Origin of the sequence: Streptomyces sp. NPDC048277 (assembly GCF_040652235.1) — a bacterium.
Lineage (GTDB): Bacteria > Actinomycetota > Actinomycetes > Streptomycetales > Streptomycetaceae > Streptomyces.
This window is the reverse complement of the sequence record NZ_JBEZLQ010000007.1, coordinates 246,634-261,807: the sequence shown is the minus strand read 5'-3', so window position 1 is coordinate 261,807 and position 15,174 is coordinate 246,634. Positions and strand designations below refer to the sequence as shown.

Genomic DNA, 15,174 nt, shown 5'->3' with positions numbered 1-15,174 from the left:
CGACCCGTACCGGCGCGGACGGGGCCGAACGCCCCGGAACGCGGGACCCCCGACGCCGACGCACCTCCGCACCCGCGCGCGCCGCTGCCGCTGCCCCCATACCTGTCCGTAAGCGACGGGACACCTCGGCAGGGGGAACGGGCCGCCCCGCGGCCGGCACCCGCGCCGCCCCCGAACAGGCACCGGCCGGACGCGGAGGAGCCTGCTCTGCCGTCGCCCCAGGTGCGGACCGCCGCGGACCGCGACGTCCCCGAGGAGCCGCGCGCCGCCGTGGACAGGCGTCCGCGGCGCCGTTCCGGCCACGGGTCCGCCGCGTCGGAAGCGCCGGCCAGGATCGGGGCGGCCGCGACCGGCCCCGGCCAGGCGCCCGCCACCGCGTCCGGCGTGCCGCGCGGCGAACACGGCCCGCTGGTCACCGGCCGGAAGGACGGTGGCGCGGCCGCTCCCCCGCCTGCCGGTGACACGCGCCCGGTCCCCGGGCCCGTCCGCCCCCCGGGAGAGCCGGCCGGCCGGCCGGCTGACAACCCGGCCGCGGTCCGCGCCGTGCTGCGGCGGGCCCTCCCCGTGCAACCGACCGCGGCGACCGGTCCCGCGGAGCCGCAACGGCCCGCCGCAGCGCCCCATATCACCGTCAACGTCGGCCGGGTGGAGCTGCGGACCGCGCCCCGGCCCGCCCCTTCCGGTACCACCCGTCCCGCCGGCCCCAGGCCGGGCCACGACCCGGCCGACGGCACCCGGCCGCTGTCGCTCTCCGACTACCTCGCGGGCCGCGACCAGGGAAGTGGCGCATGAGCAACCACCTCTCCGTGGCGATGGTCACCGCCGTGATCAGCCGGCTGCTGAGCGAGTCGCTGGCGGCGGCCGGGCCCGGCGGTGTGGAGAACGCCACCGTGACCACCCTGCGTCCGGGGACCCTCGCGGCTGCGGCGGACGACACCACGCACGGCATCAACGTCTACCTCTACCGGGTCGTCCCCAACGCGTCCTGGGCGGCGTCCACACTGCCGACCCGCCGTGCCGACGGCACCCTGGTGGACCACCCCAGGCAGGCGGTCGACCTGCACTACCTCCTGACCTTCTCGGGCGACGACTCGGCGCTGGAACCGCAGCGGCTGCTCGGGCTCGCGGTCACCACGCTCGCCGCGCATCCGGTGCTCAGCCGCGAACTCGTCCGGTACGTGGTCCAGCAGGCGGCGCAGACGGATCCGGCGGGCTGGCAACAGCACACGGACCTGGACCAGCAGCCGGACGTGGTCCGCACGAGCCTGCTCCCGCTGGACGTGGAGGAGATGAACAAGCTGTGGTCGATGCTCTTCCACTCCCCCTACCGGCTCTCCCTCGCCTACCAGGCGACCGTGGTGCTGCTGGACGCTCAGGAGTCCCCGGCCGCACCGGCGCCCGCGGTGGTCACCCGGGTGGTGACGGTGCAGCCGTCGGCCGCGGTTCCCGCAGGCGGCGGAAGCTGAGCGCCCGATGAGCGAACCCACCGAGCCCGCCGAACCCACGGACGCCTGGCTGTCGGCCAACCACCGCTACCTGGTCGCGGCTCTGGAGACCCTGCGCTGCCGGCTCGATGACGACGACGATCCCGCGCCGCTGCGGAAGGCCCAGAGCACCCGCAACCGGGTGCGGCGTGCCATGTCCGAGCCGCCCGCGCTGGAACGGATCGCGGACGGCTTCGGCCTGTCGCCGTTCGAGCGGGACGTGCTGCTGATGGCCGCGGGCCCCACGCTCGACACGCCCTTCGCGCACGTCTGCGCGCAGGCGCAGGGCGACGGTGCTCGCACCTACGCGACCTTCGCCCTGGGCCTGGCCAAGCTGCCCGAGGCGCACTGGAGCGCCCTCAGCCCGGCGGGCCCGCTGCGCCGGACACCGCTGCTGCGGCTCGCCCATCCCGACATCCCCACGACGAGCGCGCTGTACGTCGAGGAACGGATCCTGCACGCGCTGACCGGTGTCTCGTACCTCGACCCCGAGCTGGAACCGCACACCGCGCCGCTCGCCGAGCCCGAGGCCCTGTCCCCCGCCCTCCGGCAGGCCGCGCGGGCCGTGGCGGCGATCTGGTCGGCCGAAGGGGCGCCAGGGGCGGTGCCGGTGCTGGTGCACGGTCGTCAGCGGCCCGGGCTGCGGCACACCGCGGCCGCGGCATACCGGTCGGCGGGGCTGCGGCCGGTCTGCCTGCGGGCGGCCGATCTGCCGACCGACCCGGCGGCGCGGGATCGGCTGGCGCGGCTGTGCGAACGGGAGTCGGTCCTGGGCGGGATCGGCTGGATCATCGACGTGGACGACGCGGTGCCCGAGTGCGGCCGGACGGCGATGGACCTGGCCGGCCGGCTGGCCGCGCCCGTCCTGGTGACCGCGCGTGAGCCCTTGGACGGACCAGGCCCGCGCCGTCCCGTCCAGGTGGCGGTCGGCCGCGCCTCGGCGGACGAACTGCGCACCGTCTGGCGGCAGGCCCTCGGCCCGGCCGCCGCGGGCCTGGACCGCTGGATCGACATGGCCGCCGGTCAGTTCGACCTGGACCCGGACGCCATAGTCGCCGTGGCCGGGCAGGTTCCGCCACCGGCCGACGGTACGGCGGCCGACCCGGACGAGACCGGGGCGCGGTTGTGGGACGCCTGCCGCCACCAGGCCCGGCCCGCCCTGAACGGCCTGGCGGAGCGGATCGAGCCCCGCGCCCGCTGGGAGGACCTGGTACTGCCGGAGGTCCAGGTACGGGTGCTGCGACAGATCGCCGCCCACGTACGGCACCGGCTCACCGTCTGGGAGGACTGGGGCTTCGCCGCCCGCAGCGGCCGGGGCCTGGGCACCGCCGCGCTGTTCTCCGGGCCCAGCGGCACCGGCAAGACGCTGGCCGCCGAGGTGATCGCGGGCGCGTTGCGGCTCGACCTGTACCGCATCGACCTGAGCCAGGTGGTCGACAAGTACATCGGCGAGACCGAGAAGAACCTCAGCCGTGTCTTCGACGCCGCCGAGGCCGGCGGCGCCGTCCTGCTCTTCGACGAGGCCGACGCGCTCTTCGGTAAACGCAGCGAGGTCAAGGACAGCCACGACCGGCACGCCAACATCGAGGTGGGGTATCTGCTCCAGCGCATCGAGGCCTACCGGGGGCTGGCCGTCCTGACCACCAACCTCAAGGACACCCTCGACCCGGCGTTCCTGCGCAGGCTGCGCTTCACGGTCCCCTTCCCGTTCCCGGACGCGTCCGCCCGCGAGGAGATCTGGCAGCGCGTCATCCCCGAGCGGACGCCCGCCGAGGGCCTCGATCCGGCGGCCCTGGCCCGGCTGTCCGTCTCCGGCGGCACGATCCGCAACATCGCCCTCGGCGCCGCCTTCCTGGCCGCCGACGCGGGCCGCCCGCTGGGCATGGACCACCTACTGGCCGCCGCCCGCACCGAGTACGCCAAGTTGGAACGCCCGCTGACCGGTGCGGAGTTGACCGGTTGGACGGCGCGGTGAGCGAAGGGGGTCGCTGGTGTCGACGCCGGTACACACGGGCAGGGACGAGGCGCGGCGGCGAACCGCGGGCCTCCCGAAGGTCACGGGCAAGCGCAAGGCCGAAGAATCGGTGCCGCCCTCGCCGCCGACGGGCCCCGCCCTCGCCACGGTCTCCATGGGCGCGGAGAGGGCGGGGTCGGCGGCACGCGGCAAACGGGCACGGCGTCCGTCCGCCGAAGAGGCACGCGCCCTGGCGCAGGGCCAGCGGCAGGAGGAGACACGCGAGGCCGACGTCGGCGACGACGAGGACGCAATGCAGCAGGAGGCGACGCAGGCGACGTATTCCTTGCTGCCCGGTCTGCCGCCGCACGTGGCCCGGGCCGTGAATCAGCAGATGAGGTACATCGCCGAGGGGCTGGTCGCGTACATCAACAAGTACCATCCGCGGCTGCGCTCGCAAGCGACGGCAAACGTACCGACCGAGGCGGACGCGGTGTTCCGGACCTTGTACGAGTGGTACACCTCGCTCACCGAGGACGAGGCGGCCATCGTCGCCCACCGGCTGTCCGCCGCGTACGACGAGAACCGGAGCGTCGTCAGCCGGACCTTCCCCACAGATCTCGCGCCGCCGTCCGGGCCGGCCGCCCAGCGCAAGGACAAGGTCACCGGGGCGAGCACGAAGCGGGGCCTGGAAGAGGCCGCCGGCAAAGCCGGGCTGCGCCAGATCGCCACGACCTTCGAAGGCAAGTGGAAGAAGCGGCTCAGGGGCGAGTCACGTTCGTTCAAGTGGAACACCAGGGTGCTCGAACTGCTCGTCGCGCTCTCCACCACGCTTTTCGCGAAGATCTCGCAGACCTTCACCACTCAGGAGGTCGAGGCGATGGTGGTGAACGGCCGCATCCTGGTCAGCGCCAACGAGGCCTCCGCAGTCGCCGCGCTCATGGGCGCCGACCTGAACGCCGTCTTCGCGGACGAGGCGGCGCTGACCGGGGCGCTGAACGGCTCGATCTCCCACGAGAACGTGGCCGCGCTCGCCGACCTGATCGCCGTACTGAGGGCCGACAGCGGGGAGCGGCTGGACGACCAGCAGCAGCGCGGTGCCCAGGCGTTGGCGCAGATGCGGCTGGACACCGCGATCCTGGACAACAAGCAGGAGGCCCAGGACCTGAGGGAGCTGCTGACCACGGTGCGCCGGATGTTGACCGAGGATCTCACGGTGCATGCCGGCGGGTCGGCCGAAGGGGCGGGGAAGCTGATCACCGACCCCGAATACGCGGGCCGGATCATCATCGTCGATGCGGGGAAGCGCGCCGCCGCCCCGAGGTCGAAGCAGCGGAGTGCCGCCACCTCGTCCTCGGCGGGAGACGACGTCTGCACCCACGCGGAGCAGAACCTCATGCTCGCGCTCGCGTACTCGAAGTACCAGGGCGGGGCACAGGTGGCGGGCAGGAAGCGCCCGTGCGTCTGCTGTTTCGTGACCCTGAGGCTGGTGGACGCGCATGGTTACCAGGTCAAGTACAACCGGCACGCCGGCGGTTTCTGGAGCGGGACGACGTATCTCGGGCTGCAGCGCGTCGCGACGGAACTCGGCATCCGGTCTGCCGCGACGCTGAACGAGTGGGTCAAGGGCATCCTCACCGCCAGCGAGTTCAAGCAGTACGTCACCGTGGTCAATGGACCCGCAGACGGGGTGCACCGGGTCGCGGCCAAAAAGGTCATCGGTGCAAAGGCCAAGGCGAGCATGGAGTTCACCACGTCCGAGCAGTCGGCGTCGATCCGCCCGCAGTACCAGTTCAAAGCAGACGGCACGGACGACGAGGCCGGGGCTGTCGGCTCCAAGGAGGAGAGCGACAGTATGGACGAGGGGTACGAGTGACCCTGCGACGAGGGGTGAACGCCTGGAGGGGGCACGGCGTGACCCCGGACGTGACCGTCGCCATCGACACCCTGGTCGTCGAGGTGGACGAGGCGACCGCGCGCGCCGTCGCCGAGGGCCGTGTCGAGGCCCTGGCGCCGGCGCTGCTGGCCGCGCTGCGCGATCACCCGGCGTTCACGGACGCCGCCCGGCGGGTCAGAAGGCCCCCAGCCCGATGACCCACAGCGTCGGCGCGTGCAGGGACGCCGTCCCTGGGGAGGAAACGCTGGCCACGAGCTCCACGGTGCGACTGCCCGCGTCCACCGTGAAGCAGCTGATCGCGGTGACGTTTGCCCACGTGCCCTCCGGAACGGCCAGATGGCCGAATCCCCACTCATTGCCAGCGTCGGCAATGAGCTTCCCGTCAACCAGGATGAACATTCTCAAGGGGTACTTCGGGTCCGCGGTCGTGCCGTGGCCGTGGCCGATGAGCAACAGCTTGGTGGGCGTCTGGAGCTGGATCTTCTGGTTGATCACCCTGACCGTGCCCGTGTCCCCGATGTTGTCGAAATTCGCCTGCCCGTTGTCCGGCTTCAGCAGTTGCACGCCGAGGGACTGGCTGCTCAGCGCCGATGCGGTCAGCCCGCCCTGTGCCGTGAGCAGGCCGGTCATCGTGCCGCCCGAGATGTCGAGCTTGCCGGTCTCGTGCCGCAGTACGGCCGCCGCGAGGTCGTTCCAGTCGGCGGACCGGACCGGGTCGCCGGGGGCCTTGTTGGCCGTGTTCTGGTCGAGTGTCATCGCCGTGTCTCCTCATCGGCTCGCTGCCATCGGCAGATCACTGGAAAAACCCCTGGTCGAACAAGGATTTGTCGAACACCGCGGGATCGCGGGAAAGCTGCACCCAGAACCAGCAGGTGAAGTCGGCGCCGCGCACGTCGTCCACGGTCGGCAGCAGCAGGTCGGTGCCACCGTCCTCGGGGCGGACCCGGGGAAGCGCCAGCCCGTTGAGGACCCGGTCGGGGTGGTCCGCGTGGACCACTGCGCGTCCGTTGACGGTGAGACGGCAGTAGAGCCGGTAGGCCGGCGTGCTGTCGAGCAGCTGGCTCGCCAACTGGTCCAGCCAGCCGTGGAGTGGGTCGGCCGGTTCCCAGGTGAGCTGCTGGCCGGTGATGGCGGTGCGGCCGGCCAGCGTCAGCGGCTGGGTGCCGAGGACGGTGCTGGCCGGCAGGTGCCAGTCGGCGCGGTCGGCGGACGACAGCGGAAACGGCAGGTCCATGGTGACCGTGAGCACCGGACTGCCGGCGGTCACCGGGGCGGGCGGGCCGTCCAGCGCCACGGCCAGGCCGCCCAGCAGGTCGGTCTGGCTGATCCCGGTGTCGTTGCGCAGCTCGCGGCCGGCGCCCGTCAGCAGGACCTGCACGACGTGCAGGCCGGGGGCGAAGGGCGGCGTGGACGGGTCGGGGCGTGTTTCGGCGAGCGGGGTGAACAGCGCCCGGCAGTCGTATGCCGTGGTCCAGGCGCCGTCGGTGAGGTCGAGCAGGGCGATGGCGGCGGTGTGGTGTTCGATGCCGTCCGGGGGCCGGAACTCCGGTGTGCCGTCGGGGTCGCGCGGCCATTCCACGGTGCCGGCGAGATCCGGGTCGAGGTCGGTGTCCTCCCAGGCGGCGGTCCTGGCCGGGATCAGCCAGTAGTCGCCGGTGCGGTGCCAACGGTAGTCCTCGAACTGGACCTGTACGCCGTCCTCCAGGCCGACCCATCCGTCGCGGACGGGTAGGGCGCCGGGCGAGTCCCAGCGCCGTACGACGACCGGGTCGGCGAGGTCCCCGTCGGCCGGCGCGGGGCCGCTCCATTCCGTCACGCGCAGCGTGGTGCCGTCGGCCTCGTCGAGGCGGCCAAGGAAGCCTTGTTCGCCGCGCCGGGTGCGGGCCAGATCGCAGACCTCCACCCAGTCGCCCTTGGCGAAGCCGAGCCGTTCGTCGCGGGCGGGGGTGTCGATCGTCAGGATGGTGGCGGTCCCGTCCGTGGTCAGGCGTACCACCAGGGCGGCCACCGAGCCGTTGTCCCGGGACCACACGAACGACGGGACGCCGTCGTCGCTTTCGCGGATCTCGACCCGGTACAGCTGGTTCTCCAGGCGGCGGTAGCCGGCGGAGGGCGGGATGACGCACGGCGTGGTGGCGGTGGGGTCGGGCTCGGCGCGGGCCCGCAGCCGCCCGGACGGCCGACTGCCGCTCGGTCCCCATGGCGCGGCGACGTCGGCGGGCACCGCCTCGGGGCCGGGAGCCGGCTCCAGCCGCACCTGCCAGACGGTACGGCTCCTGGTGCCGGTGTCGGGGCCGCCGAGGGCGACCTCGCGCAGTTCGGGGCGCTCCAGGGCGGTGAGGTGTTCGCGCCACACGTCGAGGTAGGCGACGTAGCGGCCCGTGTCGGTGGGCAGCGGGACGCCGGGCAGCTCGGGCTGGGCGGCGAGCGGCACCGGGGTCTCGATCTCGCACAGCACGCCGTTGACGTAGTACCGCCCGGCGGACAGCGTCAGGTCCGCGCCGGGACTGGCGGCCGGGGTGCCGCCTTCGGGAGTGGTGATCGCGAAACCGGCCGCGTCCTTGGGCCCGCCGTGGACGCCGACGGCGTCCCGGGCGGTGGTCTCGTCCAGGTGCAGCTGGATGTCCAGCTGCTCGTTCCAGTCGGCGTCGAGCGCGACCCGGCCCTGTTGCAGCAGCACGCCGCGGTAGTGGTTGCCGGGACGGAACGTCCGCCGGGTGAAGTCGCCCTTCATCGCTGTACCTCCGCCGTCGTGTAAGCCCGATCAGACCGCTCAGTCCGCAAGGAAGACACCCGCTTCCAGTCCGAACCGCACGTGGTCGTCGAGCCGGCCGGCCAGGTCGGCCAGCCGCCTGGGTTGCCGCAGGAAGCGGTACGCGCCCATCTCCTCGCCGTTCTCCGCGCCCTCGGCGATCTCCGCGGGGCAGCGCGCGGCGAGCCGCCCGAAGCCGGGCGCGGCCGGGTCGAGGGTGTCGAAGGCCGGGGCGACCCGGCCGGCCGCCGCGTCGTCGGCGGGCTGGCAGCGGTAGCTGCGCGGGACGTGGGAGTCCGGTGGCGCGTAGCTGAACCGCAGATAGCCCTGCTGGCGCCAGACGACCTCGGCGCGGTCGCGCAGGATGCTGTCGCTGACCGTCAGGCTGCGGGCGGTGGTGCGGCCCAGCACGGTGCTCGCCTCGATGCCGACGTCCGCCGACTGCGCGTCGAGGGCGAGCCCGTCGGCGCGGGGACCGAGGATGCTGTCGGCCAGATCCAGCGTGGGGACGTCACTCAGCCGGACTCCGGCGCAGACGGTGCGCTGCAGCCGTACGGCCAGTCGCGGATTGGCGTCGGCCGAGATCAGGCCGCCGTCGGGGAGGGCGGCGGCGCGGTCGCCGGCCAGGGTGCAGCCGGAGACCACGAGGCTGTCGAGATTCCCGGGCGCGACGGTGATCCGGCCTTCGACCGACAGGCCGTCCAGGACCAGTTGGGACGTTTCCGCCGCCCGGCCGCCGGGGGCCGCCGCCTCGATGGTGCCGGTCAGGTGCGGCCGCAGGCCGAAGGCGCCCAGGGCCGCGGGGCGCCCGCCGGCGGCGAGGACGATCAGCCGGTTGCCCGGCGGGATCAGGATGCGCTGGGGGCCGGTGAGGTCCTCGTGGTAGGTGGCGCTGTCCTGGACGGCGATGACGCCGACCTGTCCGGGGCGCGGGTCGGGGCGCTCGTTCCAGGCGGTGACGGCGGCGCCGAGGGTGGTGACGGTGGGCACCGGCGGGGCCACGGACGGGTCGCCGGAGCCGGCGGGGTCGCGGCTCACGGCGATCTGCCAGTCGGGTGCGTCGGGCCAGGGGGTGCCGGCGGCAGCGATCGCGGTCATCAGGGTGGCCCGGCGGTCGTACGGGCCGGCGCCGAGGTCGCCCGGGGAGCCGTAGGAGTAGGCGACGCGCACCCGCTCCGGCGTGATGCCGGGCGGCAGGGTGAGCCGACCCAGGGCCGGGTCGACGGCGATCTGCGGGGCCGCGCCGTCGGACGGTGCGGGCGGGCGGTCCCAGCCGGTGAGGTCGGCGCAGATCAGCCGGGCGGGCTCGACCGGGCCGTCGGGCAGCGTGACCGTCAGCAGCGGGTCGGGGCCGTCGAGCAGCGTGGACGGGGATCCGGTGCGGAGCGCCACCAGTTCCTGATGCAGCCTCAGGCGGCGCAGCGGGGCCGGGACGTCGGTCTCTTCCGCGGGGGCCGCGGCCGAACGGGGCCGGCTGAACAGCGGCAGGTCACGCCCGGCCGGGTCGAACGTCCAGCGGCCGGCCGCCGCGTCCACCGCCCGGGCGTCCACGCCGGTGCAGGGATGGGCGGTGAGCCGCCACAGGTGCAGGCCGACCACGCCGATGTTGTGCCGGCCGCGCCGGCGGTCGGCGTGGCGGACGTCCACGGTGCGGCTCGTCCGGTCGAAGGGGGTGCCGATCAGGGCCAGCCCGGCGGTGTCCCGCAGGTCGGGGGTGCGGACGTCGCCGGGGCGCGGATGGTTGGCGTTCTGGGTGGTGCCCAGCAGTTGGAAGTACTCCACGACCCGCACCGGCCGGCCGGTGATGTCCCGGGCGGCCTCCTCCAGCGCGCCGTGGGTGCCCTTGCGCCGCCGGTTGGCGAGGGTGTGGGCGACCAGGGCGCGGCGCGGGACCGCGCCGCCGGGGACGCCGGTGAGGTCTCCCGGACCCAGCAGGTCGGCGAGGTAGGGCAGCACCCGTTCGGCGCAGGTCTCGACGAACCAGTTGTCGTAGAGCCCGTCGATGTCCCCGCGCAGGCGCAGCAGTTCCTCCTCGACCACCTCCAGCAGGGACCGCAGGGGGTGGCCGAGTTCGGCGTCGCGGCTGCGGTGGACCTCGGGCAGCAGCCGGTAGACGGGGCGGTCGGGTTCGGCGGGGGTCACGGCACCAGCTCCGTCACGGTGATCCGGCCGGGGTCGGCCAGCAGCAGTTCGGCGGGGAGCACCCCGGTCCGGCCCAGGCGGGCGGGGTGCGCGACGAGCACCTCGGCGACGGTGTCGCCGTCGGGGGCGTCGCCGAGGTGCAGCGCGCGTACGGTGGCGGCCAGCACGCCGGGCACCTGCTGGACCAGGGTGAGCACGCCGGAGGCGGGCACGGGCCGGGCGAAGTCGCCCGGGTCGAAGGAGTAGGCCGTGCGCAGCGCCTCGTGCACCGCGTCGGCGACCTGCTCCCATTCCCGGTCGGGGTCGGCCAGGATGGCGACGGCGACGGCGAAGGACAGCGGCTGGTAGCTGTCCAGGCCGAGGCGGCCGGGGGACCGTCCGGCGGCTTCCAGCGCGGTGCGCAGGGCGGCGAGCGTGTCCGCGGGCACGTCCGCCCCGCCGGGGCCGGCCACGGTGAGGTGCACGAAGGGGTGGCGGGCGCCCGGCAGGGCCGTGGCCGTGGCCTTGGCGATGCCGGCGAAGGCGCGGGCGAAGTCCTGGTGGTCGGCGAGGGAGACGACCCGGTCGAAGGTGCGCACCGACAGCGGCGCGGCGGTCCTGCCGTCGTCCGGCCCTTCGGGGGCGGTGCCGCCGGTGGCGGGCACGGGGTTGGTCACGTCCCGGATGCCCAGCGGCCGGACCAGGAGCAGGGAGAGCGCCCCGGCGGCCACGTTGCCCGCCGGGCCGGTGCCGCTGCGGTAGTCGGCCAGGACGTTGTCCTGCCCGGACGGCAGGCGGGCGCCGCGCTCGCCGTCGCCGAACAGTACGCCGACGGAACCGTCGTCGCCGATCCTGACCACGTACCCGCGGTCGTGGGGGCCCAGCTCGTACAGCGAGGCGGCCTCGGTCCACTCGACGCCGTCGACCCGGACGGTCAGCGAGTCGCGTACCCCGCCGGGCACCGCCGCGGTGGTGTGGGTGAGGTCTCCGCGCAGCAGGGTGAAGCTCTGGTTGGCGGTCGCGCCGTCGCCGCTGCCGAGGACCTCGCCGGTGATGCTCTCCCCGGCGGTGGCGGCGACGACGTTGCCCAGCACCCGTACCGAGGCCGGATCGAGCGGCTGCGCCAGCGGCTCGGCGAGGGTGAGCCGGGTGCCGTCGACGGTGGCGGCGCTGTCGGCGACGGTCACGGGCTGGGTGGCGGGCCGGCCGTCCGGGGTGCTGCCGGTCACCAGCACGGTGCTGCCGGGGGTCAGCTCCAGTGGCCGGTCCAGCAGGAGGTCGGTCCCGGTCACCGGTTCGGTGACCGGTTCCTCGGCCGGCTGGAGGCGCTCGCTCAGGGCGTACACCGTGGTGGTGCGGCGGTCGAAGGGGGCGATCGGGCCGGAGCCGCGCAGCACCAGCCGGGTGGTGGTGGCGGTCAGGCCGAAGTCGGCGGCGGCGGACAGGTCCGCCGTCACCACTTCGTACGGCTCCGTCAGGCCCGGGGCGCGCAGCACCAGCCAGGAGCCGGGCAGCACCTCGGGGTAGGGCGCGTCGAGGTCGAGGACCGGCTCGCCGCCGTCGGCGGGGTCGGTGAGCGCGAACCCCGGCCACTGGGTGGGCAGTGGGGCCGTCCCGCCGCCGTCCGCCGGGTCGGAGGGCGCGTAGTTGCGCCGGACGGTCTCGGGCATGATCCGCCAGTCCGGGGCGTTGTGGCCGAAGACCGCCGCCCGCTGCCGGAACGCGTACACCTCCACCGGTGCCGGAACGAACTCGCCGGCGGCCGGGTCGGTCAGGTCCAGCGGCTCGTCCCAGCGGACGAGCGTGGTCGCCGGGCTCCCGGAGGCGTCGGCGGGGTGCGGCTCGACGTCGGTCAGCACCCGCAGTTGCCAGGGCTGGCGGCCGTCGGTGCGGCGGACGAGCAGCGGGTCGCCGGGGCGCAGGCCGGTGGTGACCCCGGCGAGCAGCACCTGGGTGGCGCCGGTGGTGATCAGCTGCGTGCGGCTCAGGCGCAGTCGCATCGCGTTGCGCTCGGCGCGGGCGGTCAGCTCCTCGGCCGTCTCGAAGGTCTGCGGCAGTTCGCCCTGGCCGGGGACGCTCTGCACCCGGGTGCCGGCCGGGACGACCGCCTGGGCGCCGGGATCGACGGCGTCCTCGACGGTGAAGGACAGCCAGGTGGCGGCCGCGACACCGGGAGCGAGTTCGTAGCCGATCGCCCGGGCGAGTTCGAGCACCGACCGGCGCTCGGTGGCGGTGCGCAGAAAGCCCTCGTCGGCGATCCGCTCCTGGTAGAAGGTGACGATGTCGGCGACGGTGGCCCAGGCGTCCAGCAGGGCGGCCGCGGGGTCGTCCGCGTCCTGCGCGGTCAGGGCGGGCAGCCGTCGGCGCAGGGCGGTCAGGGCGCGGTCCAGCACCTCGGCGTGCGTGCCGGTGCGGTAGGACGGGGCGGTGCGGCCTGCCGGACTGGACGGCCGGGCGGGGGCGGCGGGCGTCGCGGTGTCGTCGGGGCTCACGCGCCGCCCTCCGTCAGGAAGTCGATCCGCCCGTGCTCCGGCCGGCTGGGGTCGTTCAGGCAGCGGGCGACCTCCTGGCGGCCCATGGCGATCAGCCCGGCCGCCCGCTCGCCCGCGGCCGGCCGTCCCCAGCGCCGGAAGCGGTTGGGGCTGGGCGGGGTGTCGTCGGTGTCGATCCAGAGCACGCCGGGGACGCCCGAGGCGGCCGCGACCACGTGGCTGAGATAGACCGGTTGGCCGAAGGCGAGGCGTACGGGGTGGAAGAAGCCGGGGGTGCCGTCGGTCCGCAGCCCGGCGGTGAACACCTCCAGCAGGTCCTGTCGCACGTCGCTGCCCAGATGTCCGGGCGCCACGTGCACCGTCAGGACGATGTCCAGCGCCACCGGCACGACCGCGGTCACCCGTACGTCCCCGCCGGTCATCCGGTAGTCCTCCAGGTACGCGGCGGCTTGGGCCCGGAACGCGCGGTCCGCCGGCAGGCCGTCGGCGCGCTCCACGGTGACCGACTCGGTGTACCAGGAGCCGGTCCAGCGTCGGTCGGCGACCGCCTGCCGCACCTGCGGCAGGCGGCCCGTCACCTCGGCGTAGTCGGCGTCGGTGACGGCCCGCTCCTGGACCCGGAAGGCCTGCGGCGCCCATTGCCTGACCTGCTCGACCGGTTCCGGGTCGGTGCCGCCCGCGGCCGGCAGCGGATTGCCGACGCGGACGCCGGTGACCGGTACGGACAGCCGGGTGAGGGTGTCGCGTCCCACGTTGCCCGCCGTGCCGCCGCCGGTCCGGTAGGCGGCGGTGAAGGCCGTCCCCGGGACGGGGGCGCGGCCGTCGCCCCCGTCGCCGAAGCGCAGGAAGGCCCGTCCGTCGTCCTCGGTCTCCACGACGCACTGCGCGGCGTACGGGCCCGCGTCCAGCAGGTCGCGCACCGCGGTCCAGGGACCCGTCCCGTCGTGCAGCGCGACCAGCGCGGGCAACGCCAGCGCCGGGTCCACGGCGAGAGCCTCGGCGGCCGGCCGGCCGAGCGCCTGCCGGTGGTCGTACGGTACGGCGTGGGCGAGCCCGGGGCGTGCGAGCCGGGGCCGGTAGCGGCCGCGCACGGGGACCTCGGCCGGCACCAGCGGCTCGGGGCCGACGAGGGTGCCGTGCTCGGCCAGCACGACGTTGGCCCGGGCCATCGTGGCCCCCACGGTGCCGGAGTCGCCGTCCGGGAACCGCCACAGCCGCAGCGGGAACGGCGGCGCGTCCTGCGGGAACCAGCTCACCCGCACCAGTTCGGTGCCGGTCAGCGGGTCGGTGTCCGCGACCGGGTCCGCGTCCAGGCGCACCGCATGGCGCCGCGCCGGGTCCGCCGTCCCGGTACTTCCGTCGTCGCCCAGCACCTCCTGCAGGACCAGCATGTCGCCTGCCGTCAGGCCGAGCCCGGCGGGGGTGCCGACCAGGGTCGCCCAGGTGGCGCCGGCCGGCAGCCAGGCGCGTTCCTCGCCCCAGGCGTACAGGTCGACGGCGTTGCGGGCGGTGCGGGCGGTCAGTGGGTGCAGGGTGTGGAAGACGGCATCGGTGCCGCCGTCCGCCGCGCCGGTCTCCGTGCCGGCCGGGAACGCGGTGCCGTCCGCGCCCGGGTCGGCGTCCAGGGCGAGCCAGACCCGGGCGGCGGCCCCGTCGTGCATCAAGTAGTCCAGCAGCCGGGCGTGGCGACGCACCGACACGCGGCGGCGTGCGGTGCCGAGGTAGGCCTCGGTGGCCACCGCGTCCTGGGCGTAGGCGAGCTGGTCGCCGAGGTAGGCGAGGATCTCCATGACCGTGATGCCGAGGTCGGCCGGGCTGCGGTCGCTCCAGCCGGGCAGCCGCAGTGACAGCCGGTCCAGCAGGAGCCGGCGCAGCCCGGCGTAGTCGCGGCTGAGGTAGTCGGCGGCCGGCACGGGCGCGGGCACCGCCGGGACGGTGCGCGGCGGGCGTGGGTCGAGGTCGGTCGGGCAGTCCACCTTGAAGGTGAACGGCACCCGGGAAAGCCGCGGGTCGAAGCCGTACCGCTGCGGATCGGCGAGCACCAGGACGTACGGGGAGAAGTCGCCGGAGGAGCCGGTGCGCACCACCAGCAGCCGGTCGGGGTCGGGCAGCGTCGCGAAGACCGCCACGTCGCCGGCGGTGACCCGGTCGGGGTGAGCGAGCCCGTCGTCACCCGCGGCCTGGGCGGCGGCGAGGCCGCTCGCGGGCAGTGCCCACACCACCGGCACCGGGTTGAGGGCCCGGTCCCCGCGGACTCCGCCCACCACCGTGAGCGAGCCGGCGTCGAGACCGGCCGGCACCGGGTGCAGACAGCGCACCAGCAGGGTCCGCTGGGACGGCACCTGCGGCGGATGCCCGCCGTCCACCTCCAGGCCCTCGAACGCGTTGAGGCGGCCGTCCGCGCTCACCGCCGCGAGCCGCAGCCGCGTCGCGTCACCGGACCCGCCCGGGGCGCCGTACACCGGGGTGGCCAT

At 74.8% G+C, this 15,174-nt stretch carries 10 protein-coding genes; 5 read left to right on the top strand and 5 right to left on the bottom strand.

Going from position 1 to position 15,174, the window contains the following annotated elements:
- Positions 1–222 precede the first annotated feature (222 nt).
- The 5 genes from AB0D85_RS18315 to AB0D85_RS18295 are packed head-to-tail and all read left to right on the top strand — an operon-like array spanning position 223 to position 5,532.
- Positions 223–792, top strand: a complete 570-nt coding sequence (locus AB0D85_RS18315; RefSeq protein WP_362321039.1) for a hypothetical protein — start codon at positions 223–225, stop codon at positions 790–792.
- Positions 789–1,466 (top strand): DUF4255 domain-containing protein, encoded by a 678-nt coding sequence (locus AB0D85_RS18310; RefSeq protein WP_362321036.1) that lies wholly within the window; start codon positions 789–791, stop codon positions 1,464–1,466. The genes AB0D85_RS18315 and AB0D85_RS18310 overlap by 4 nt, the downstream gene beginning before the upstream one ends.
- A 7-nt stretch (positions 1,467–1,473) precedes the next feature.
- Positions 1,474–3,459, top strand: a complete 1,986-nt coding sequence (locus AB0D85_RS18305; RefSeq protein ID WP_362321033.1) for an ATP-binding protein — start codon at positions 1,474–1,476, stop codon at positions 3,457–3,459.
- Between the two features lie 16 nt (positions 3,460–3,475).
- Entirely contained in the window at positions 3,476–5,314 is a 1,839-nt protein-coding gene (locus AB0D85_RS18300) for a hypothetical protein (protein ID WP_362321031.1), read from the top strand.
- Positions 5,315–5,352: 38 nt separating this feature from the next.
- Entirely contained in the window at positions 5,353–5,532 is a 180-nt protein-coding gene (locus tag AB0D85_RS18295; protein ID WP_362321029.1) for a hypothetical protein, read from the top strand.
- Here AB0D85_RS18295 and AB0D85_RS18290 read toward each other — a convergent pair.
- The 5 genes from AB0D85_RS18290 to AB0D85_RS18270 are packed head-to-tail and all read right to left on the bottom strand — an operon-like array spanning position 5,510 to position 15,174.
- Positions 5,510–6,091, bottom strand: a complete 582-nt coding sequence (locus AB0D85_RS18290; RefSeq protein WP_362321026.1) for a hypothetical protein — start codon at positions 6,089–6,091, stop codon at positions 5,510–5,512. The two genes, AB0D85_RS18295 and AB0D85_RS18290, sit on opposite strands and share 23 nt — an antisense overlap.
- Before the next feature lie 37 nt (positions 6,092–6,128).
- A complete protein-coding gene (locus AB0D85_RS18285) occupies positions 6,129–8,069 on the bottom strand; it encodes a DUF6519 domain-containing protein (protein ID WP_362321024.1) in 1,941 nt (646 codons plus the stop codon).
- Positions 8,070–8,108: 39 nt separating this feature from the next.
- The gene (locus AB0D85_RS18280; protein WP_362321022.1) at positions 8,109–10,229 is read right to left on the bottom strand and encodes a phage tail protein; all 2,121 of its coding nucleotides are present in this window, start codon (positions 10,227–10,229) and stop codon (positions 8,109–8,111) included.
- Complete coding sequence (locus AB0D85_RS18275) at positions 10,226–12,700, bottom strand: putative baseplate assembly protein (RefSeq protein ID WP_362321019.1); 2,475 nt, start codon at positions 12,698–12,700, stop codon at positions 10,226–10,228. Before AB0D85_RS18275 ends, AB0D85_RS18280 begins: the two co-directional genes overlap by 4 nt.
- Positions 12,697–15,174: a putative baseplate assembly protein gene (locus tag AB0D85_RS18270; RefSeq protein WP_362321016.1), complete on the bottom strand. Its 2,478-nt coding sequence runs from the start codon at positions 15,172–15,174 to the stop codon at positions 12,697–12,699. Before AB0D85_RS18270 ends, AB0D85_RS18275 begins: the two co-directional genes overlap by 4 nt.

Bases quoted from the DNA above. Each gene is read 5' to 3' on its own strand.
- AB0D85_RS18305 (WP_362321033.1), top strand. From the start codon at position 1,474: ATGAGCGAACCCACCGAGCCCGCCGAACCCACGGACGCCTGGCTGTCG.
- AB0D85_RS18285 (WP_362321024.1), bottom strand. From the start codon at position 8,069: ATGAAGGGCGACTTCACCCGGCGGACGTTCCGTCCCGGCAACCACTAC.
- AB0D85_RS18270 (WP_362321016.1), bottom strand. From the start codon at position 15,174: ATGGCCACCCCGGTGTACGGCGCCCCGGGCGGGTCCGGTGACGCGACG.
- AB0D85_RS18290 (WP_362321026.1), bottom strand. From the start codon at position 6,091: ATGACACTCGACCAGAACACGGCCAACAAGGCCCCCGGCGACCCGGTC.
- AB0D85_RS18310 (WP_362321036.1), top strand. From the start codon at position 789: ATGAGCAACCACCTCTCCGTGGCGATGGTCACCGCCGTGATCAGCCGG.